The following is a 19925-nucleotide window of genomic DNA, read 5'->3' on the forward strand; positions in this document are numbered from 1 at the left end:
CCGATGTCGAAAAGGGCGTAAAATGGATACGGCAGAACGGAGGGAGTAACCATGGCGGGTGGCTGGGCCAGAGACGATGCGGTACAGGAACAGATCGACGATACGGTCGAGGATGCCGTGCGCCGGGTCCGGAGCCGTCTGCCCAGGGGAGAAAGCCTGAGCCATTGCGAGGAATGCGGGGATCCGATTCCCCAGGCCCGCCGTGAAGCCATTCCCGGGGTTCGACTCTGCGTACCCTGCCAGAGCGAGCGTGACGACGATGAGCGGGGCGCGGCCCTGTTCAATCGTCGTGGCAGCAAGGACAGTCAGCTACGCTGAGGTCTCGTCACCGGCAACTACCTGGTTCCTTCCCTGCCGTTTCGCAATATACAGGCGGGTATCCGCTGACCGGAACAGCCGTTCCAGATCGCCGTCTGCATCCATTTCCGCCACGCCCGCACTGATGCTCAGGGCCAGATCCGGCACCACGTCCTGCCAGTCGTGACGGTCGATCACCTTGCGCATGCGCTCCACCACACGCATGGCGCCTGTCAGCCCCGTATTGGGCAGCACCACCAGAAACTCCTCCCCACCCCATCGGCCCAGGTGATCCGTACCCCGCACTTCCGCTTCCAGCAGGCGTGCGATCGTGCACAACACCTCATCACCCACCTGGTGGGAATGAGCGTCATTGACACGCTTGAAATGATCCACATCGATGAGCGCCAGACTCAGCTCACCCTGATATCGCAAGGCCCGATCCCGCTCCTGCCTCATGAGCTGGTTCAGTTCCCGCCGATTGCTCAAGCCGGTCAGTTCATCCTCGCGGCTGAGCTTCTCCAGCCGCCGGACCAGCGCTCGTTGCTTGGTCTGCGCCTCTTCCAGGCGCTGGTTCTGGGCCTGGATATGGGCCGTGCGCTCACGCACCTTTTCCTCAAGCCTGTAACGGCTGTCACTCAAGCGTTTTACCAGGTAGATCATGGCCAGCATGACGAACAGGTAAGACAATGAGACCGGGCGCTCCGTGGTAGTGACGATGACGGCCGTCAGAAGCCCGATCAGAGAAGCCGCCGTCTCCAGGGCATTGGAGAAGACATCCACCGGCAGACGGAGGCGACCCTCTTCCAGGGCCAGGCGCACCCGCAACAGAAATCCGTTGCTGAGCTGCATGGCCAGAATGGTGCAGGCCACCGGAAAGACCACATCCGACCTCAGGCCCGTGACGGGATAGGAGCCCCCTGCCAGGGAGAAGGCCAGCCCGCCTGCCAGGATCATGAGCATGATCATGCCCACATTGTGAATGGCGCGAATCAGCGCCGCACGAACACTGAAACCGGTACGGCGACGAATGAAGAAGGGAAAGACCAGCGAGGCAATGCCATTGAAAACAGCCGATGCCGCCGGCCCGACAAACCAGAGCAGGCCGGCCTGGGTAATGCGATCAAAGGAGGCATAGCCAAGGCGTGACCAGGGAAAGCCGAGCAGGAGAATGCCCACGCACAGCATGATGGCCAGAACGCTGTCCAGCCCGCCCAGAGATTGCACAGCCAACAGCAAGCCATCACGCTGCCGGTAGACAAGCGCAAGCGCCAGGATGAAAAGAGCAAGGGAATAAATCGGATAGACCGGAAGGCCGTGACGGCTGAGCAGCCGCTCGAGCAGGACTAGGCGGGCATCCAGCCAGTTTCGCTTCGATTCCACCACCGTTCCCTGCCCTCCTCTTCCCTACACCCTTGGGGACAACTGGCAATCTAACCCAGCCTGACGGGTGCCGCAATTCGAACGAACTCGGATTACCTGCCATTGATCCACAAAGGGTCACCGTCTGGAGGAAACGGAAAAACGGGACAACAGGGAACGGGACATTCCTCCCAAGTCATGCCATCAGGCCAGGTGGGCAGGCCAGCCATATGCGTCGAGATAGGCTTTCAGCTTCGGCGGTCGATAATCGGAGTCGGCTTCCCACCGTTCCCTCACCGAGCGGTGAATCATCAACGGCTTGCCTTCCATCTGGATGGGGCGCTGATAGCGACGACGCAGTCGATAGATATGACGCCGGGAACGGTGCAGGGGCGCATCGACGGAGGGCCTCAGGCTGTCGGACAGATGCGGTTCCAGTTGCAGCCCGGCCTGGCCGGCCTCATCCATCATCCATTGCAAGGGATAATCCGAGGCCAGGCGACCTTTTCCGTCCGGCGCATAACCGCCACCCACATCCGCATGCACACCGGCAAACCAGACCTGTCGCAGATCGAGACCTTGCCGTGGTTCCCACAAGGTGGGTTCAAAATCTTCGCGAGTTTCGTCGATGGCGAGGGCATGGCGTGCAACCCGCACATTGCTGCCCAGTTTGGTGTCGTAGAACTCATCCGTGCGGTCGAACAGGCCCAGGACGGAGAAAGGTACACCCAGGGCACCCACGGTATCCCAGACACCGACGAAATGGATTTCCCGTGATTCATGGGAATGGCGTGAGCGGAATTCCAGGGAAGCCTCACCGCCCGGTGAAAATTTCGGGCTGGTCTTCTTGTAGTGGCGAAAGGCGGCCTCGATCAAGGGTGCATCCGGACGCTTGAGGATGCCGCAGTTATTGATCAGACCGCAAAGGCTGCGCACCGTATAGGCGCCACGGCTGAAGCCAAAGAGGTAGATTCGGGCACCGGGGCTGTAGTTCTGAACAATGTAGCGGTAGGCATCCATGATGTTCTTGTGAATGCCCCGGCCGGTGGCACCACCGCTGACCCGGGCGTAGTAGGAACCCACGCCCCAGTCATAGAACACCTGCTGATCATCGCCGGCCTCATCCCTCGGCTGAATCGCCCGGGCCATGCGCAGCACATTGCTGGGCACATCGGTTTCCACGTCCTCTTCCGGCCGGTTCCACGTCCCGTCACAGCAGACCACGATCCTTTTCGTCATGCCCTCCCCTCCCTGCACAGCAGACCGAAACGGCAAGGCAGCCGCCTGCCACTGATTCTAGCAGGCGGCTGCCGGTTTCGAAGGCGTTACTGCATCAGGGCCATCTGCTCCAGGCGGGAGAGATCATTGGCCACCCGCCAGCGACCGCCGCTGGACTCCACCCGTTCCTGCCAGTGCAGGAGACGGGCCTGATAGGCCGCCGGATCGTAGTTGTCGCCTCGCAGTCGGGTGACATTCACCGCCACGACCTGCACGTCGTCGAGCCCCAGGGGCAGATCACGCTTCATGCCGGGCATCAGGTCTTCCTGCAGGTCCGACAGGATGAACAGGGTGCGATGCCCGGCGTCGCTCTCCCGAAGATAATCACTGGCCAGCAGGATGCCGCCTGTAATGTCACTGTGGGCACTGGGGACGCGGAATCGCTCCAGGAATGCATCCAGCTCCTTGCGCACCTGGCGCTTCTGCGCCGTGGTGACACTGGGCCGATGATCGAAATCCGCCCGAACGATGTAGTTGCGCTCGGTAAAGCTGGAATTGTCGATGAAGGCGATGGCGATGGAGTCTCCACTGTTGAGCGTTGCCAGCAGGAAGTTGGTCAGGCTGCGAGCCTGCTCCATCTCCGAGGCGTAGTCTCCATGTATGTCGATCAACACCACCACGGCCCGACTGTTGTTACGCGGTTCGCCGCAGCCCACCATCACGGCGAGCAGCGTCATGGCCACGGCCAGCGCGAAGACGCGCCGGCCGGACTGGATTGAATTGATGTGCCACATGGTTCAGGCCTCCTTGGGTTTGAGCGCCACATCGGCGTTGTCATCATCGCGACGCGCCGACTTGCCCTTCTTCTTCGACGTGGAATCGCCGTAGTGGGCACGATGGCGGGCGCTGTCATCCCGGTGTTGTCGCACCAGGCGTTCAATGCCGAGCGGCACCATGATGAACAGGTCATACAGGCTGACCAGCATCTTGGAGAGATGATTGGCCGCGGCGCCGCTGATACGCACGGCCACGCGAACCGCCCGCAGCAGGCCCAGCACCAGCAATCCCAGCACCGTGCGCGCGGAATGCACGAAGGCTTCCAGGGGAATGGCCACGAAGGCCAGGGCAAAGGGCAGGAAGAAACCCAGGAACAGCTGCGCAAGGGAGGGAATCCAGCGGAACTGCGCCTCGGCCACCTCGGCCCCCGCCAGGGTCTGCGTCAGGGCTTCCCGATCCAGCGCCAGCAGATCGCGCATATAGGCCAGGGAGGCCTCGATGCTGGCGAAGATGACCAGCAGGGTGAAAGCTGCAATGGCCATGCGCTTGCGCATGCGGTCATCGAGACGCCCGATGATGGGAAACAGCCGGGTGATGCGAAGTGACTCCAGCAGAAATATCCCCATGGAGATTTCCAGCAGGATGATCACCAGCGCCGCCACATCGGAGATACGCACGGTGCCCACATAACTGGCACCGCCCACCATTTCGGACATGGGCAGGGCAATCAGATGAAAGTTGATCAGGCCACCGAAAGCGGCGATCACCAGCACCAGCGCGGCAATGAAGAACTGGGTAATGGATGAAGCCATCAGGGCATTGACGGCCTTGTCCTCGCCCTTGCGCATGCTTTCGTAATTGGCCATGTGGCGGTCGATGGTTTTGGTCTGTTCTTCCAGACCGGTAACCGACTTTTCCACCTTTTCCATTGACTGGCTGAGCTTGCGCCAGTCACCCTGCATGCCGTGCAGCAGCTTGTGCCGGTCGGCCATGGTTTTCTGGTAGGCCTTCAGGCTCTGCTGGTGGGATTTCTCCACCACGCTCTTGAGGTTTTCCAGCACCTTGGTGACCGCCGGATCGCCGGATTTCGGCAGAGAGGAAATGGTGGAGACCACTTCCGACCACTCCGGTGGCAGGGGGGCTTCGGCCGTGGTCTTGCGGTAATCGGCCTCCACTTTCTCCAGCACATCGCTGAGCTTTCGGTGCAGGGCCGGGTATTCGCCCAGGTCACGGGCAACGATGGCGCCCACCCGTTCGAACTCCCGCTCGATGGTCTTCTCGGCCTCCTCCCGGCCCATGGCCAGAAGCACGTCCCGGTTGCGCCGGCTCACCCGCTCTTCCAGTTGGCGGATGCTGGCCGCGCCCAGGCGCAGGCTGTGGTTGATGGCACGTCCGGTGCTGCGCAGCAGCTGATGGGCGTGGGGACGGCCAAAGTACAGGAGTACGATGGCAATCAGCAGCCAGACCGCGACCGAGACGGCCGGCGAGTCTGACCAGATATACAGCATGTCAGTCATCATTGTGTTCACCTCGTTGTCCGGTGTCCTTGAAGGGTCTGGCAGCCAGGCCCAGGGAGCAGCTGCCCGCCTGTCATGCAGTGTCGGCAACGGTGGTGAAAAATCTGTGAACAGAAACAGTGGAGTGCAAAAAAGGTTGTTCGCGGAAAAGCGGGGAGGGAATTCGGGCGTGGGTGCCGGGGCGGGTCTTGGTGGCCCTGACCAGAACACGCCGTGAATACGTCCCTGTAGGCTCGTGGGAAACATCCCTGTTTCCCACGGTTCTGGTCAGGGCCACCAAGACCCTTTCCAGAGCGGTGATTCGGCGGGAGGGCCACCGCCGGCGTGCTAGACTCCATGCATGGCGCGCATTTTCTGGGTCGAAGACCAGACGCACTGGGTCGAGAAATTCCAGCCCGTACTGGAAGGGGAGGCTTTTGACGCCTCCCCCACCGAAATGCAGATCTTCAAGTTTGCCGAGGCGGCCTGTCAGCACATCAAGCTGGCCGCCGAAGCGGACCGTCCCGACATCGCCCTGATCGATGCCCACATGAACGGCAATGATGCGGCCGGCTTTTCCGTCTCCCGGACCCTGAATCGCAAATGGCCCGGCCTGCCCATCATTTACCTCTCCGAACATGCCGGCACGGGCATCGAGCAGGAAGCTTTCGAGGGCACCGGCGCCCGGGATTTCATCGCCAAGCATCAGCGCAATGTGGAACAGGTACTGTGCTGGCGCATCCGCTCCGTGCTGCGTGAGGAGGCCATGCGCCAGACCGGCGGCGAGCAGGGCAGCGACCGCCTGGAAAGCGGTGAGCTCACCATCGATACCGCCACCTGGGACATCTACTGGCGGGGCGTCAAACTCATGAACCCGGCCAACCCCAGACGCCCTCTCGCCCCCATGCCCCGCAAGATTCTCCGCTTCCTGGTGGAGGCCTCGCCACGCCCGGTTTCCACCGGACAGATGGCCGACTGGCTTGATGCCGACCCCGAACGCTTTTCCTACGCCAGCTATCGCCAGCACATCCGCACGCTGCGCCGGGCCTTCGACCAGGCCATGGGCGACGAGGGCCACTTCCAGCGCCTGTGCCGCGAGGGGCAAGGGATCGTGACCTTCGGTGACGAGGGGGCCTACTGCTGGAAGCCGGTGAACACAAAGGGAGGCACGGCATGAATCCCCTCGGGCCACGCGGGCATGAACGCGCCCCTCGCATCCGTGTAAGGCATCCCCGCTTCCCATGGCCCAGCGCATTGGCGGCGCTGGCAGTAGCCACCTGGTTTCTGTTCTTCACGGATCCGGAACTGCAGTCCTTCTACCAGGTACCCGGGATCCTGTTCAGTCAGGAAGCCATGTTCAGCCTGCTCGCAATCTTCATCCTGCTCATGCTGTTCGATTTGCGCCGCTTTCAGCATCGCGCCTCACTCCAGAAGCGGGATCTCAAACGAGTCAATGAGCAGATGGATGAACTCTGGAACCGCAATCGGGATCTGCAGATCAAGGCCCACACCTACTCGGGCCATGCCGACAAACTCAAACTGTTCATCAGCGACAAACTGCTGGAGTACATCGAGTACGACGAGAAATTCCTGCACTTCAAAGGCATTGCGGCCGAGGTCCGTCATAACGGGGTGATCAGTTTCGACAAGGTACAAACTGCCCTGCTTCGAGCGGCCGAACAGGCCCGCGGCCAGTCAGTCGAAACGGCAGGCACGGCCAATGAGCAAGGGAAAATGCGGGATGACTCGCTGAACGACTTCGACAACGCCCTGGCGGCCATGCGCTATCTCTGGGATCTGCTGGATCTGTCCACGGCAGACAATCTTGCCTTGCACATCGGCAACCTTCTGTGTGAATGCGAAGAACATTACTGCCAGCGCCTGCTCAACCCGGATTCGGACAATGAACTGCCCTATGAACCAACCTTCGATCCACGGCATGCCGCCTGGCGGGCCCTTGGCCTGGTTCGCCCCGACCCACCGCCACTGACCACCACGACACCACCCGCCGCGGACAGCGAGGATACGGCGACTCGCCAACACCCGGACGACGGTGATGGGGCAACGGATCGGCCGCCGGCCTTATCCTCTGTCTATGCACTCGACGATGAGCAATGGCACGTCCGGCTCGGCGCTGCGGGCGAACTTCTGGGCAATGAAAATCATCTGGTGCTGCTACTGGACAATCTGCTCAAGAATGCCCAGTTCTTTTCTCGCAAGCACAGCAGCAAGCGGGGCATCCCCAACATCAGCTTCAGCCTGGAAGAGACACAGGGTCAGACCGTCTTCCGTGTCTATAACCGTGGCCCCCATATTCAGGAAGATGATCGGGAACGACTCTTCCAGCTGGGCTACTCGACACGGCGCAGTCGTGACCATCATGGTCGGGGGCTGGGCTTGTATTTCGTCAACGAAATCGTCAAGGCCTACGAAGGTCACATCCATGTTCGCAACATTCACAACGTGGATGCCCGTTACCAGCTGGACATCGAACTGGAGAATGGCCAGACCCTGACCCATACGGCGGAAGTGATGGTGCAGGATGGGCGACCCGTCTGCCTTGTGGATGAGGCCGATGACGAGAAAGTGGAATGCCGGGCAGAAACTGGCGATCCGACAACACGGGACAGCCAGGGCTGGACGCTGCCCGGCCCGGCCCGGCACATCGACGTCAGCGCGGATCACAGCCCCCAGCCCCGGCGCCTGAGTGGCTTCGAGGGCAAGGGCAAGCAGGATTTCCCGGACCCTGCCCACCCGGAAAGACCCCATTGGCGCATCAGCTACCAGGCACGACGCCGAAACCCGCGACTGACCTTCGAGCCGCTGAACATCAACGGCGTGGAATTCGAAGTTCGGATCCCCACCGCCCAACATCGTCTGGACAGCGGAGAAACGGCTCTGGAAGAAGACATGGATGCCGAAGTGGAGCGCCTGGAACAGCGCTTTGGCCACCCCTTGCGATAAGCCCCTATTAGGGCCGCGGGTCAACCCGACGCATGTCGATTTCCAGACCCCCGACGATGCCGGCAACCAGGTTGTAGACAAAAGCGATCACCGCGCCGACAAGAAACCCAATCACGGCAGCCAGCAAGGGCATAATGAAGACGCCGATCAGCATGGAGCTGGTTTCCAAAAAATAGGCTTCGAAGTGAACCTGCGTATTTGCGGTCGTTGACATCTCCACCCAGTACGCACTGACGATGATTCCGATTGCGGCAAAAAAACTGAACAAGAAATGCAAGACCGACAACAGAACGCCCAGCGACAGTGGCGAAATTCGATCAATGGCTACACGCATGCTTCCCCCCCCCTTTAATCCGGTAGCTTGATTGAGTGGTGGTACGATCCCCAATTACCCGTTCGGGCATTGTTTTATTATGCAAAAGTCTGAAGATGGATTCCAGGCCGGGGCGGCGCGTGAAGCGAAAGATCAGCCACATAACCAGGATGACGATGCCGCTCTTCAAGCAAAGGGCATCAACATCGTGGAATTGGAGGTACAACAGCCGACGGCGCAACGACGCATCGACAGTGGTCAGGCTGGTCTGGACGAGAATCTGAACGTGGAAACGGAGGAACGGGGGAGCGTTTCAGCTCCCCCTCGGCCAGGCAACCGCTCCTCTAGTGATCCCTTTGACCCAGTTCATGACGAATCACGCGGATCCAGCCCCTCTCCCGGCCCCAGTAAATGCCGACAACAAAGGCGACACCGTCAGCGTTCACATCCATTGAGTCGATGTCCAATGGCAGCTCCGTTTCCCTGAACAGAAGCAGATCCCTGTCCAGCTCCTTGATTACTCCCCGCCACTCACTGCTTGAGCCGCCCTGGGCAGCAATCGCGTAGCCCTCACCCAGAGGATCATTCTTCATGATCCATTCCATAAAGCCGCCGTCATCAAAAGCGTTCTCACGGAGAACATCGCCGCCAGAAGTGAACTTTCGAAGCTCATAGGTCTTGGCGTAACGCTGCGTCTGCACACCGATAAGAATGTTTCCGGCCGCATCGCTGGTAATGGAACGAAACAACTCGCCTGATTCGAAAATCATCTGCTCCCGGAGTTCGTTGTCGGATCCCACAATACTGAGACGATCGAACTCTGACAGCGCCAACTCTTCCCCATCCCAGTCTTCAACCAGCACCTGGCGCACATTGACGGCCACATCGCCTGAAGGCAACACAGTCAAGGCCGCAGTGTCCCAGGTCATGAAGGGTTCTTCGCTGTCTTCGTCGATGAATCGTCGATACCAGAGCCGCTCACCATCAAGCTGATAGGCTGTCAGGATCGGCACAGTCCCATGATAGTGGCGCGAGTTCTGCCCATAGAATTCCGACCCACGCTCAAGGGAATTCACTCCGTCCGCACCGGCAATATACAAACGGTCATCGTGGGCAACGGCCATGCCGATCGGCTGAAAGTCAGCGTTCTCCGAGGCGACATCCCATTCCCTCAACAAATCGCCGTTGGCATCGAAGTGAAGCACCCGCCCCCGGCTGTTGCCTTGCTCAAGATAGTCAGTGCGTACGTCCACATCGTGATAGAGAGTAATGACCTGCCCGTTCGCCAGTACTTCCAGGCCTGCCATGGATCTGTGGATATCCTCATCCACTTGGGAAAAGGGAAAGCGGGTCCACAGGGGTTGCATGCGATCATCGTAAGCCCGGAGAAACTGAAGCCCCGGGGCTCCGAAATTATAGTGGTGTTGACGCGGTTCACTGGTTCCAGCCACCACGAAGCCGCCATCCGGGCGCGCAGCCAGATGATAGACCCGGTCACCGCCATCGCTGCCGAAGGTTATGGATGCCTCATCCGAAGCGACTTCGGTGAAATGACTGGCATCATCGTCGCTGAAACAAGCGGCAAGCAGAAGGAGGCTGGCGAGTACGGGGGTGCACAAGAAAGGTTTCTTCATAACGGATCCCTGTCACTTATTCGTTGTTTTCACCCCTGGCCTAGCCGCCTGGCCGGCAATGAGGCTGCTTGTAACTGTAAACCTACGCCGGTGGCGGGGGATTATCAAGGACGCTGGCCGCCACCAGGTCGCCGGTGACATTCACCGTGGTGCGGCACATGTCCAGTATGCGGTCCACACCGATGATGAGGGCGATGCCCGACGCCGGAATACCCACGCTGCCCAGCAGCATGGCGAGGATGACGATGCCGATGCCGGGGGTGCCCGGTGAACCGATGGAGGCACCCACGGCGAGGAATACCACCAGCAGCAGGCCGGCCAGACCGATGTCGACACCGAATACCTGGGCCAGGAACAGGGTGGCCACCATCTGGTAAAGGGCGGTACCGGCCATGTTGATGGTGGTGCCCAGGGGAATGACGAAACGGGTCGTCGCCGCGCTGACCCCCAGGCGCGCTTCGGCCGTCTGCATGGTCAATGGCATGACCGCCGCCGAGCTGGAAGTGGAGAAGGCAAGCAACTGGGCGTCGCGAATGTTTCTCAGGAACAGGCGCGATGAACGGCCGGTGCGGATGCGATAGATGGCCAGATACATCAACAGCACCAGCAGGAGACCGACGATGACGGTCAGGACATAAAGCCCCATGCCGAACAGGGCATCCAGGCCCAGCCGCGTGGTGATCTGAGCCAGCAAACCGAAAACGGCAAAGGGCACGATGATCATGGCCCAGCGCACCACCACCATGGTGATTTCCTGCACCGAAGCCAGCAGTTCCAGCAGCGGGCGCTGGTGCTTCGGGGGCAGGCTGACCAGGGCCACGCCAATGAGAATGGCGAACACCACCACCTGCATCATGTTCTGTTCCAGACCCGCCTTGAGCGGGTTGGCCGGAATCATTTCGCTCAGGCGAGAGGGCAGATCCTGGCGTGCCAGGCCTGGCGCCGGAATGGTTTCGGCATTCTCCGGCACGGGACGCAGTTCCGCCTGGATGCTGGCAGCATCCATGTAGAGGCCGGGCTGAATGCTGAGCGCCACCGCCATGCCGATCAGCACCGCCGCCAAGGTGGTGACGACGAAGAAGGCAGCGGCCCGCAGCCCCACACTGCGCAGGGACTCCATGCTCTCGCTGGAGGCCATGCCGAGAATGATGGAGGCCACCACCAGCGGAATCACGATCATCTGGATCAGTGCCAGGAAGACATAACCGGGCAGTGCCAGCCAGTTGGTGATCAAGGCGGCCATGCCAGGATCGACCAGCCCGGCATCCGGACCCAGAACCAGGCCCGTGGCGATGCCGAGAAACATGGCCAGCATCACCTTGGCCCAGAGATGACTGCGAAGCAGGCCCTTGAGGCGGCCGGCAAGACGATGTACCGGACTGAGTGAAGCGCCGCTGATGGTTTCGCTCATACTGTCACGATTCCGAAGGAAAGCCTGCCTATCAGCATAGACATTGTGGCGGCGATCTGGAAAACCGGGCTCAAAGCCTCAGCAGGCGCATGGACACGCGCTTGCCGGTGCGACTGTCCTGACGGCTGCCCACTTCCTCGAAGCCGAAGCTCTCATGAAAGGCGCGGGAACGGGGGTTGGGCGGATTGAGGTCGAATTCGCAGCAGACATGATCAATGCCGCGATTCAGTGCCTGGGAAAAGAGATCTTCGTAAAGCTGGCTGCCAAGCCCTGTTCCCTGGGCCGCCGTAGCCACCACCAGGCGATCCACATAGAGGAAATGATCATAGCGGCGGGTAAACCAGGCGTAGTTGCTGCTGTCATAGTCCGCCCCCTCACGGAAGGCGAGGAGGAAGGCGAGTACCGCCTTCCCCTCCGCTTCCGTGATCACACGATGATAGGCGGCCATGCCGTGAAGCCGCGCCAGGCGCTCGGAGTCCAGCGGGCTGAGGAAGTGCTCCCATTCCCGGTTGAGGCTGAGAATGGCACCAAGATCATCCAGTCTGGCATCCCGCAGCCTCATGCGCCTCCCGAGTGACGCCGCCGGGCCAACACGGCCAGGCCGGCCAGGCCCAACAGCAGCCAGAGCAAGGGGTCGGGTCGAGTCGTTTGCGCCAGACTGCAGCCGCTACTGCTGCCACCACCGCCGCTGCTCACTGTTGCACGTACTGTATAGCTAGTGGCTTCATAGCCGTGCACGCTGACGTACCAGGTGCCGGACTGCGGGTTATCGAATTCGCAGGTCTCTTCGCTGGTTCCTCCAAGGAAGGGACGGCAATCAAAACTGGACGACTGGGGCAGGTTGCCACGGCGCACGTACAGGTCACCATCCGCCGTCAGTTCATTGAGGCGGACCGTCAGCCTGGACGTACCGGAAGACACCTCGATACTGTAATCCGACCATTCACCCTGAACCACACTGCCGGAACGGCTGACACCACTTTCAAGGGACCTTACCTCGCCACGCTCCGGTGGCTCTACCAGGTCATCCTCCTCACACTCACCACCCGGCTCACCGCCCAGCCAGTCGGCCAGACAGTTATGGCTGTAGTCGAAACGCCCGTACCAGTCCGGCAGCCCATTATCCTGATCGCCACTGCAGGCGGCGGCACCACCATGGAGATTGCCGATTACCCGATAGTCATCCGCGAAAAGGGCCGAACCACTGCTGCCCGGCTCCGTGGTACCACTCAAAGACCAGATCACGCGAAGATAATCCGCCTCCGGATCATTGCCGGAACCCCCATAGCCGCTATACCCCTGCACGTCCCCAAAGCTGATCTTCTTGATATCACCACTCGGATGATGAATGGCTGTGACGATGTCGCCCAGCGGCGGCATGGTGGTGGACCATCCGGCGAACACCACACCATCAGGCGGTGTGTCATTCAACTGAACCAGGGTAAAGTCGGTATTCGTGCCGGTGGCGAGCAGATTGGCACCATTATTGCGGGAAATCACCGAAGTGGGATCCGCACCGCCGCACTCTTCTCGCTGGAAAAACCAATAGGTCACCATGCTGGAAGCCGCATTCTGGTTGTCCACGCAATGGTTTGCCGTCAGAAACCAGGGCGTCTCGCTGCTATCGGTGTCATTGAGCAGGGTTCCGGTGCACATGGACGTGGAACCGCTTGAAGTGGTGAAAAAATACTTGGCCACACTTTCACCCGTCTCCCGCCAGTCCGCATCCTCTTCACAGTTCACATCGACATTGCAGGCACCGGAATTGCCAAGCTGACCGAGGTTTTTCAGCTGAAACCCTTTTTCGGCGGACGTCAGCAAATGGGAGAGACGAGGAATCATCAATGAGTGTCCGGCCAACGGTGCCTCCGCCGGCAGATACAGTTCCATGCCCAATCGCTCCCCATGCATTACCGGCGACCAGTAGAGCTCGGTCTCCTGATTGGCGAGCATGCTCATCCGATTCGCACCATACGTCTCACTGACCTGGTCGCTGCGATCGGCGGCAAAGAAACGGATTTCGCTGCCCTTGGGGAGGCCTCGAGGCCGAAGACCTGCCCGCAAGGCACTGGCCTGGGGCGAATGCAGAACAACATGGGCAACGCGACCGCCGTCCTCCAGACGTGACCAATGCAGACTTGGCAGGTCGAAGGTGCCGTGAGCGAGTTCTCTGGAAAGACCGATTTCCAGCCGTTTCTGCTGCTGGTTTCGCTCCAGGAGGGCCCGAATTTCATCGTCTGCCACTGGATCCAGACGTAGGTGCTGGATCAAATCAGGCTCCGGCGTCTTTCGCAAATCATGGGTTTGCTCCGGGGCTCCGGTGGAAGACGGTCGATGACTGTCCACATTGATACCGGCAAAGGCCGTGGACATTAGCAACGTAAGCACCAGTGTCGCGGTCAGGGAAAGCCTGGGAAGGACGGGCAAGGTTTTCATTATTCATACCCCCAAAAAATCAATAAAGGTGAGAGATCATTTCAACACGGATTGCGCAGCCTTCCAGACTGAACTTCCCTGCATGAGTCAGCCATACCTGACTGACTTCCCCCTGTGTCACTGGCGACCACCAGATATTCTGTTCATTCCTCAACATGTAGGCGCTGATGGCTTCTCCGGGCTGCTCGCCCTCGCCGGCAAAACGAAGTTGCAATCCGCAGTCCCGACCATTCAGCAACTTCAGCCCGAGACGGAGCCCCGAAGCGCCGGGCGAACGCACCGCGAAACGGCTCGTTCGGTGATCGCCTTTCCGGGTCCATTCAAGAGTAGCCAGATCGATCAGCTGTTGCCCCTCCGGCACCTTGCGGCCAATACCCGCCAGCGGTGGCTCTGCTTCCAGCTTGTCACCGGCCGTCAACGCCTCGCGCTCTTCCGCCGTCAAGGGGGGCAGCTCGATCAAATGAGGGCTTGTGGCAGCGGGTGGCGATTCCGCGACACGTGTCCCGTTACAGGCAGCGTTCAGCAAAATGAGCAACAACAGGAAGGCGGGGAAAAGCAGGCGTGAATTCACAGTGGTTTCCCTCAATCACGATAAACCGGCCAGGCGGGAATCGAATACCCGGCCCCCAATGATTGAGAATAGCTGCGGAAGGCCAGGCTCACAAGGCGGGCTCTCAGACTGAACCGCGTCGATAAGGCGGAATCCACCACCAGGTCACCAGCACCAGCAGGGCAAATACCGTGTAAGCAAGGAGAAACACCCAGGCCGGCAAATCGTAATAGATCAGGCGGCCCAGCCAGTATTCGAGGAAGGCCTGACCATGGGGGGACTGCCCGGCCACCCGCCGCAGCTCATGCTCCCAGACGGTCAGGGGGCAGAGCTCACCCAGCCAGGCCTGCAGGGTCACATAGGCGATCAGGCCCAGGTGGGTCAGGCGCAGCCAGAAACGCCGCACCCAGTCCCAGCCCCGCCAGCCGCCAATCATGAACAACAGCTGGCCGACGATCACGAAGGCGACGATCAGGGCATGCAGCAGCAGGATACCGTCGGCCACCAGGGCCGGGGCCGGAATTTGCTGGTAGACGCTCCCGCTCATGGCCCCAATCTGCCGGGGCCATGAACGGGGGTCAAGTCAGGGAAGCTCTGATCAATCAGAGGTTCCTCAGGCCTTGCGGTAAAGATCACCACCGGTCTGGCGGAATTCCTCGGCCTTTTCCTTCATGCCCTCTTCCAGGGCGCTGCCGGCGTCGTTGAGGCCCTTTTCGTCGGCGTATTCACGCACTTCCTGACTGATGCGCATGGAGCAGAACTTCGGCCCGCACATGGAACAGAAATGAGCCACCTTGGCGGAATCCTTGGGCAGGGTTTCGTCGTGATACTCCCGCGCCTTTTCCGGATCCAGGCCCAGATTGAACTGGTCTTCCCAACGGAACTCGAAGCGCGCCTTGGACAGGGCATTGTCACGCACCTGGGCACCGGGATGGCCCTTGGCCAGGTCCGCCGCATGGGCAGCGATGCGATAGGTGATGATGCCTTCGCGCACGTCTTCCCGATTGGGCAGGCCCAGGTGTTCCTTGGGCGTGACATAGCAGAGCATGGCGGTGCCATACCAGCCGATCATGGCCGCACCGATGCCGGAGGTGATGTGATCGTAGCCCGGGGCAATGTCGGTGGTCAGCGGCCCCAGAGTGTAGAAGGGGGCCTCGCCACAGTGCTCCAGCTGCTTGTCCATGTTCTCCTTGATCAGCTGCATGGGCACATGCCCCGGCCCCTCGATCATCACCTGGCAATCATGCTCCCAGGCAATCCTGGTCAGCTCACCCAGGGTCTCCAGCTCGGCGAACTGGGCCTCGTCATTGGCGTCCTCGATGGAGCCCGGACGCAGGCCGTCACCCAGGGAGAAAGCCACGTCATAGGCCTTCATGATGTCGCAGATTTCCTCGAAGTGCTCGTAGAGGAAACTCTCCCGGTGATGAGCCAGACACCACTTGGCCATGATGGAACCACCCCGGCTGACGATGCCGGTGCGCCGCTTGGCGGTCATGGGCACGTAGGGCAGACGCACGCCGGCATGGATGGTGAAGTAATCCACCCCCTGCTCGGCCTGTTCAATCAGGGTGTCGCGGAAGATTTCCCAGGTCAGGGCCTCGGCCTCGCCATTGACCTTTTCCAGTGCCTGATAGATAGGCACCGTGCCCACCGGTACCGGTGAATTGCGAATGATCCACTCGCGGGTTTCATGGATGTTCTTGCCGGTGGACAGGTCCATGATGGTGTCCGCCCCCCATCGGGCCGACCAGACCATCTTTTCCACTTCCTCGGCGATGGAAGAAGTCACGGCCGAGGTCCCCATGTTGGCGTTGATCTTGACCAGGAAATTGCGGCCAATGGCCATGGGCTCGGATTCGGGGTGATTGATGTTGTTGGGAATGATGGCCCGGCCGCGGGCAATCTCCTCACGCACGAACTCCGGCGTGATCTCCGCCGGGATGGCAGCGCCGAAGCTCTGGCCAGGGTGCTGCTGGCCGAGGCCGGATTCCGCCAGCTCGGCCCGTTTCATGTTCTCTCGGATGGCCACGTACTCCATCTCCGGCGTGATGATGCCGCGCCGGGCGTAATGCATCTGGGTCACATTGGCCCCGGCCTTTGCACGACGCGGTGCCCGGCGGTGGTCGAAACGCAGGCCTTCCAGGCGTTCGTCTTCCAGGCGCTTGCGTCCGTACTCGGAGCTGAGCCTGTCCAGCACTTCGGTGTCCCCGCGCTCCTCGATCCAGGCGGCCCGCAGGGCCGGCAGGCCACGGGTCAGGTCAATGCTGGCCTCGGGATCGGTGTAGGGGCCGGAGGTGTCGTAGACGAAGATGTCCGGGTTCTTTTCCACCCCGAACAGGGCGGGTGTGTCGGCCTGGGAAATGGCCCGCATGGGCACGCGGATGTCCTCGCGACTGCCCTGGATATAGACCTTGCGGGAACCGGGGAAGGGTCGGGTGGATTCCGCCTTCAGCTCGGCGGTGCGGGTTTTCAGATCTTTCGGAATGGCACTCATGATCGGACCTCCAGTCATTCGGCATTGGAGATCCGGGTGGGGCTCAGAAATGGCTTGTTCGCCCGGGTGTCGGGCATTCCCATTCCCTGCGCCGGCATGACCCGGATCAGGTTCGTGGGGTTTCCGCGCTGGCCGCGGGCAGCGGCCCCTGCGGTCTCTCAGCCCCGGCGAGACCCTCGGTCTCGGCTGGGACACCCCCATGGACGGCGCCAGAGTGGCACCAGGCGGCTCCGGAATCAAGCCTTCCCGCACTTGCCTTGCGGGGGCCACCGCCGTATCCTTGGCGGCCCCGAAACCCCCGCGAAGACTGCACTCAGCCATGGAACAGACACCCTTTGCCCTTCAGACCAATGATTTCGCCCGCCGCCAGATGGTGGAGGCCCAGGTTCGCGCCTGGGACGTGCTTGATCCGCGCGTGCTGGAGGTCATGGAGAAACTGCCGCGCGAGGATTTCGTGCCGGCCCGCTACAAGAGCCTTGCCTTTTCCGAGGCCAATATTCCGCTGGATCATGGCCAGATGATGATGCAGCCCAAGCTGGAAGGCCGGGTGCTGCAGGCGGTCAACGTCCAGGAAGGCGAGCGTGTGCTCGAAGTGGGGACCGGTAGCGGCTATCTGGCCGCCTGCCTGGCCCGTCTGGGTGGACAGGTGATGTCGGTGGACTGCTTCGCGGATTTCGTCGACACCGCCGAGAAGGTCTGGAAGTCGCTGGACATCAAGGGTGTTCGCGGGCAGGTTCAGGAATCCAGCACCCTGGACTGGACCGACGAGCGCTTCGACGTCATCGTGGTCACCGGCTCCATGCCGGATCTGCACCCCAGCTTCCGCGACCGCCTGGGTGTCGGTGGGCGCCTGTTCGTGGTCACGGGGCGCGCGCCCGCCATGGAGGCCCAGCTGATCACCCGTGTGAGCGAAGATGACTGGTCCTGCGAATACCTCTTCGAGACCAATCTGCCACCGTTGATCGACGCCTGGGACGAACACACCTTCGATTTCTGAACGCCCCAGCACGCCAGGAGGCCGGAGGGGGTATGCGACATCTGACACCCGGTCAGGCCAGAGACAGATTGGCGGACGGTGCCGTCCTCCTGGATGTGCGTGAGCCCGTGGAACTCGAACTTGCCAGTCTGCCGGATGCCTTGCACATTCCCCTGGCCCGCCTGCCCCAACACCTGGATGACCTTCCCCGCGACCGCCCCCTGATCGTCATGTGCCACCATGGTGTGCGCAGCGCCATGGCGGCTGATTTCCTGGAACGCAGTGGCTTCACCGATGTCAGCAACCTGGAGGGCGGCATTGATGCCTGGTCGCAGACCGTGGACGAGCGCATTCCCCGTTACTGACCCACCGCCTCCGCCACGCACTGTCCGGCCGAGGCGAAAATCGGTTTGCATTTCCCGGATTAGCTGATATAGTCTGATACAACACCAAACCGCAAAGGAGTCGTGACCATGTCACTGCGGCCTGTACTTGTCAGTGTGTTTCTGACCATCATTCTGGCGACCCCGCTTGCCAGCGCCAATACCGGCGAACGCACCAGTCTGCTGGAAATTTACGAGCTGGCGGTCAACAACGATCCAGCAATCCGTGAAGCGCGCGCCAACCGCGATGCGGCCCGGGAGCGCTATCCGCAGGCGCGCGGCCAACTGTTGCCCCAGATTTCGCTCAGCGCCAGTTACCAGGATGCTGTTCGTGAAGGCGCCAGCATCGGTGCCGACCCGGATACCGGTCAGATTGGTTTGCAGGATTTTCGACGTGACACGGACACCACCCAGATCGGTCTTCAGCTTCGCCAGACCCTGTTTAACTGGGGCCAGTTCCAGGAACTGGGGCAAGCCGAAGCAGCGGTGGCCGAAGCCGATGCCCTGTTCGAGGCGGAAATGCAGAATCTGGCCATCCGCGTGGCCGAGGCCTATTTCGATCTGCTCGCTGCACTGGACGAGCAGGCCTCGGCCAGGGCCAATGAGGAAGCGATTCTGCGACAGCGGGAGCGCGCAGAACGACGGTTCGAGGTGGGTCTGATCGCCATCACCGACGTGCAGGAAGCCAAGGCCGCCTACGACAATGCCGTGGCCGACCGCATTGCCGCCGATCGCCAGGTCAGCCTGCGGCGTGAACAGATGCGGGAAATCATCGGACAGTATCCGGGTGAGATTCTCGCTCCCGAAGAAAACATGCCTCTGTCCCTGCCCGACCCGGCCGATCCGGAAGCCTGGGTGACCCGAGCCCGCGAAGGTAACTACAGCGTGCTGGCATCCCGCTTTGCGATGGAAGCGGCTGAGAGTGCTGTTCGCCGGGCCCGCGCCCAGCATTACCCCACCCTCGACCTGGTCGCCAACGTGGGCCGGACGGAGCAGCGTGGGGAAGATCTTTTCGATCAGCAGGATGTGGACAGCCGCTCGATCCAACTGCAGTTCAACCTGCCGCTGTATTCCGGTGGTCAGCGCATGTCCCAGACCCGTCAGGCACGCGCCGAACTGGAGCGGGACGAGAACCGCCTCGAGCGCACACTGCGGGAAGCCGAGCGCATGACCCGGGACGCCTACCTTGGCGTGCTGTCCGAGCGTTCCCGCGTACGCGCCCTGCGCCAGGCCGTGGAATCCAACCAGACCGCCCTGCAGGCCACCGAAGCCGGCTTCGAGGTGGGCACCCGCACCACGGTGGATATCCTGGATGCCCGCCAGGCCCTGTTCAACGCCCAGACCAGCTACGCCCGCTCCCGCTACGACTTTCTGATCAATACCCTGCGGCTGCGCCAGGCCACCGGCGAACTGGGCATGGACGACATCCGCCAGCTCAACGCCCTGCTGGGCGCCGACCCCGGCGAAGCGGTGGAAGATCTGGAAGTGGATACCGACGACATGGATCTTGAGGGCGCCAGACCGGGGCAATGACCCGAAGGCAAGGCCGCGCCGAGCCTTTCTCGTAGTCGTAGTCGTAATCGGCTTTTTCCAGCCTTGATCAAAGCCGATTAC

General features: G+C 61.1%; 18 protein-coding genes and 1 riboswitch. Of the genes, 6 read left to right on the forward strand and 12 right to left on the reverse strand.

Features of this window, described 5'->3' with window-relative positions; genetic code table 11:
• Positions 1–51: 51 nt before the first annotated feature.
• Positions 52–318 (forward strand): DksA/TraR family C4-type zinc finger protein, encoded by a 267-nt coding sequence (locus RBH19_RS06900; RefSeq protein ID WP_306728092.1) that lies wholly within the window; start codon positions 52–54, stop codon positions 316–318.
• Here RBH19_RS06900 and RBH19_RS06905 read toward each other — a convergent pair.
• The 4 genes from RBH19_RS06905 to RBH19_RS06920 form a co-directional block, all read right to left on the reverse strand.
• Positions 310–1680: a GGDEF domain-containing protein gene (locus tag RBH19_RS06905; RefSeq protein ID WP_306728093.1), complete on the reverse strand. Its 1371-nt coding sequence runs from the start codon at positions 1678–1680 to the stop codon at positions 310–312. The two genes, RBH19_RS06900 and RBH19_RS06905, sit on opposite strands and share 9 nt — an antisense overlap.
• 183 nt (positions 1681–1863) lie before the next feature.
• Entirely contained in the window at positions 1864–2898 is a 1035-nt protein-coding gene (locus RBH19_RS06910; protein ID WP_306728094.1) for a T6SS phospholipase effector Tle1-like catalytic domain-containing protein, read from the reverse strand.
• A gap of 86 nt (positions 2899–2984) precedes the next feature.
• Positions 2985–3671: a VWA domain-containing protein gene (locus tag RBH19_RS06915; RefSeq protein WP_306728095.1), complete on the reverse strand. Its 687-nt coding sequence runs from the start codon at positions 3669–3671 to the stop codon at positions 2985–2987.
• A gap of 3 nt (positions 3672–3674) precedes the next feature.
• Complete coding sequence (locus RBH19_RS06920; RefSeq protein ID WP_306728096.1) at positions 3675–5174, reverse strand: hypothetical protein; 1500 nt, start codon at positions 5172–5174, stop codon at positions 3675–3677.
• Positions 5175–5511: 337 nt separating this feature from the next.
• Here RBH19_RS06920 and RBH19_RS06925 point away from each other — a divergent pair, with 337 nt between their 5' ends.
• On the forward strand, positions 5512–6327 hold the full coding sequence (locus RBH19_RS06925; protein ID WP_306728097.1) for a response regulator transcription factor: 816 nt from the start codon (positions 5512–5514) through the stop codon (positions 6325–6327).
• A complete protein-coding gene (locus RBH19_RS06930; protein WP_306728098.1) occupies positions 6324–8114 on the forward strand; it encodes an ATP-binding protein in 1791 nt (596 codons plus the stop codon). The genes RBH19_RS06925 and RBH19_RS06930 overlap by 4 nt, the downstream gene beginning before the upstream one ends.
• A 7-nt stretch (positions 8115–8121) precedes the next feature.
• Here the strand turns inward: RBH19_RS06930 and RBH19_RS06935 are convergent, their stop codons facing one another.
• From RBH19_RS06935 to thiC, 8 genes are all read right to left on the reverse strand, one after another.
• Entirely contained in the window at positions 8122–8448 is a 327-nt protein-coding gene (locus RBH19_RS06935) for a DUF3566 domain-containing protein (RefSeq protein WP_306728099.1), read from the reverse strand.
• A gap of 323 nt (positions 8449–8771) precedes the next feature.
• Positions 8772–10061 (reverse strand): hypothetical protein, encoded by a 1290-nt coding sequence (locus RBH19_RS06940; RefSeq protein WP_306728100.1) that lies wholly within the window; start codon positions 10059–10061, stop codon positions 8772–8774.
• An 82-nt stretch (positions 10062–10143) separates the two neighbouring features.
• A complete protein-coding gene (locus tag RBH19_RS06945) occupies positions 10144–11472 on the reverse strand; it encodes a dicarboxylate/amino acid:cation symporter (protein ID WP_306728101.1) in 1329 nt (442 codons plus the stop codon).
• Between the two features lie 70 nt (positions 11473–11542).
• Entirely contained in the window at positions 11543–12034 is a 492-nt protein-coding gene (locus tag RBH19_RS06950; protein WP_306728102.1) for a GNAT family N-acetyltransferase, read from the reverse strand.
• A complete protein-coding gene (locus tag RBH19_RS06955; RefSeq protein WP_306728103.1) occupies positions 12031–13908 on the reverse strand; it encodes a serine protease in 1878 nt (625 codons plus the stop codon). The genes RBH19_RS06950 and RBH19_RS06955 overlap by 4 nt, the downstream gene beginning before the upstream one ends.
• A gap of 19 nt (positions 13909–13927) precedes the next feature.
• Positions 13928–14479, reverse strand: coding sequence for a hypothetical protein (locus tag RBH19_RS06960; RefSeq protein WP_306728104.1), 552 nt, complete (start codon positions 14477–14479; stop codon positions 13928–13930).
• A gap of 103 nt (positions 14480–14582) precedes the next feature.
• Positions 14583–15005, reverse strand: a complete 423-nt coding sequence (locus RBH19_RS06965) for a DUF2784 domain-containing protein (protein WP_306728105.1) — start codon at positions 15003–15005, stop codon at positions 14583–14585.
• Between the two features lie 66 nt (positions 15006–15071).
• Positions 15072–16952 carry a phosphomethylpyrimidine synthase ThiC gene (thiC, locus tag RBH19_RS06970; RefSeq protein WP_306728106.1) on the reverse strand — a complete coding sequence of 627 codons (1881 nt, stop codon included), beginning with the start codon at positions 16950–16952 and terminating at the stop codon, positions 15072–15074.
• 66 nt (positions 16953–17018) lie between these two features.
• Positions 17019–17161: riboswitch (TPP riboswitch) on the reverse strand.
• A gap of 110 nt (positions 17162–17271) precedes the next feature.
• On the opposite strand from thiC, the gene RBH19_RS06975 reads away from it, so the two are divergent.
• From RBH19_RS06975 to RBH19_RS06985, 3 genes are all read left to right on the forward strand, one after another.
• On the forward strand, positions 17272–17949 hold the full coding sequence (locus RBH19_RS06975) for a protein-L-isoaspartate O-methyltransferase family protein (protein WP_306728107.1): 678 nt from the start codon (positions 17272–17274) through the stop codon (positions 17947–17949).
• 32 nt (positions 17950–17981) lie between these two features.
• Positions 17982–18293 (forward strand): rhodanese-like domain-containing protein, encoded by a 312-nt coding sequence (locus RBH19_RS06980; protein WP_306728108.1) that lies wholly within the window; start codon positions 17982–17984, stop codon positions 18291–18293.
• 108 nt (positions 18294–18401) lie between these two features.
• The gene (locus RBH19_RS06985; protein WP_306728109.1) at positions 18402–19844 is read left to right on the forward strand and encodes a TolC family outer membrane protein; all 1443 of its coding nucleotides are present in this window, start codon (positions 18402–18404) and stop codon (positions 19842–19844) included.
• The last annotated feature ends 81 nt before the right edge of the window (positions 19845–19925 follow it).

Source organism: Natronospira bacteriovora (assembly GCF_030848495.1).
Taxonomy (GTDB): Bacteria; Pseudomonadota; Gammaproteobacteria; order Natronospirales; family Natronospiraceae; genus Natronospira; species Natronospira bacteriovora.

Bases quoted from the DNA above. Each gene is read 5' to 3' on its own strand.
- RBH19_RS06900 (WP_306728092.1), top strand. From the start codon at position 52: ATGGCGGGTGGCTGGGCCAGAGACGATGCGGTACAGGAACAGATCGAC.
- RBH19_RS06910 (WP_306728094.1), bottom strand. From the start codon at position 2,898: ATGACGAAAAGGATCGTGGTCTGCTGTGACGGGACGTGGAACCGGCCG.
- RBH19_RS06915 (WP_306728095.1), bottom strand. From the start codon at position 3,671: ATGTGGCACATCAATTCAATCCAGTCCGGCCGGCGCGTCTTCGCGCTG.
- RBH19_RS06920 (WP_306728096.1), bottom strand. From the start codon at position 5,174: ATGATGACTGACATGCTGTATATCTGGTCAGACTCGCCGGCCGTCTCG.
- RBH19_RS06925 (WP_306728097.1), top strand. From the start codon at position 5,512: ATGGCGCGCATTTTCTGGGTCGAAGACCAGACGCACTGGGTCGAGAAA.
- RBH19_RS06930 (WP_306728098.1), top strand. From the start codon at position 6,324: ATGAATCCCCTCGGGCCACGCGGGCATGAACGCGCCCCTCGCATCCGT.
- RBH19_RS06935 (WP_306728099.1), bottom strand. From the start codon at position 8,448: ATGCGTGTAGCCATTGATCGAATTTCGCCACTGTCGCTGGGCGTTCTG.
- RBH19_RS06940 (WP_306728100.1), bottom strand. From the start codon at position 10,061: ATGAAGAAACCTTTCTTGTGCACCCCCGTACTCGCCAGCCTCCTTCTG.
- RBH19_RS06945 (WP_306728101.1), bottom strand. From the start codon at position 11,472: ATGAGCGAAACCATCAGCGGCGCTTCACTCAGTCCGGTACATCGTCTT.
- RBH19_RS06950 (WP_306728102.1), bottom strand. From the start codon at position 12,034: ATGAGGCTGCGGGATGCCAGACTGGATGATCTTGGTGCCATTCTCAGC.
- RBH19_RS06955 (WP_306728103.1), bottom strand. From the start codon at position 13,908: ATGAAAACCTTGCCCGTCCTTCCCAGGCTTTCCCTGACCGCGACACTG.
- RBH19_RS06965 (WP_306728105.1), bottom strand. From the start codon at position 15,005: ATGAGCGGGAGCGTCTACCAGCAAATTCCGGCCCCGGCCCTGGTGGCC.
- thiC (WP_306728106.1), bottom strand. From the start codon at position 16,952: ATGAGTGCCATTCCGAAAGATCTGAAAACCCGCACCGCCGAGCTGAAG.
- RBH19_RS06975 (WP_306728107.1), top strand. From the start codon at position 17,272: ATGGAACAGACACCCTTTGCCCTTCAGACCAATGATTTCGCCCGCCGC.
- RBH19_RS06980 (WP_306728108.1), top strand. From the start codon at position 17,982: ATGCGACATCTGACACCCGGTCAGGCCAGAGACAGATTGGCGGACGGT.
- RBH19_RS06985 (WP_306728109.1), top strand. From the start codon at position 18,402: ATGTCACTGCGGCCTGTACTTGTCAGTGTGTTTCTGACCATCATTCTG.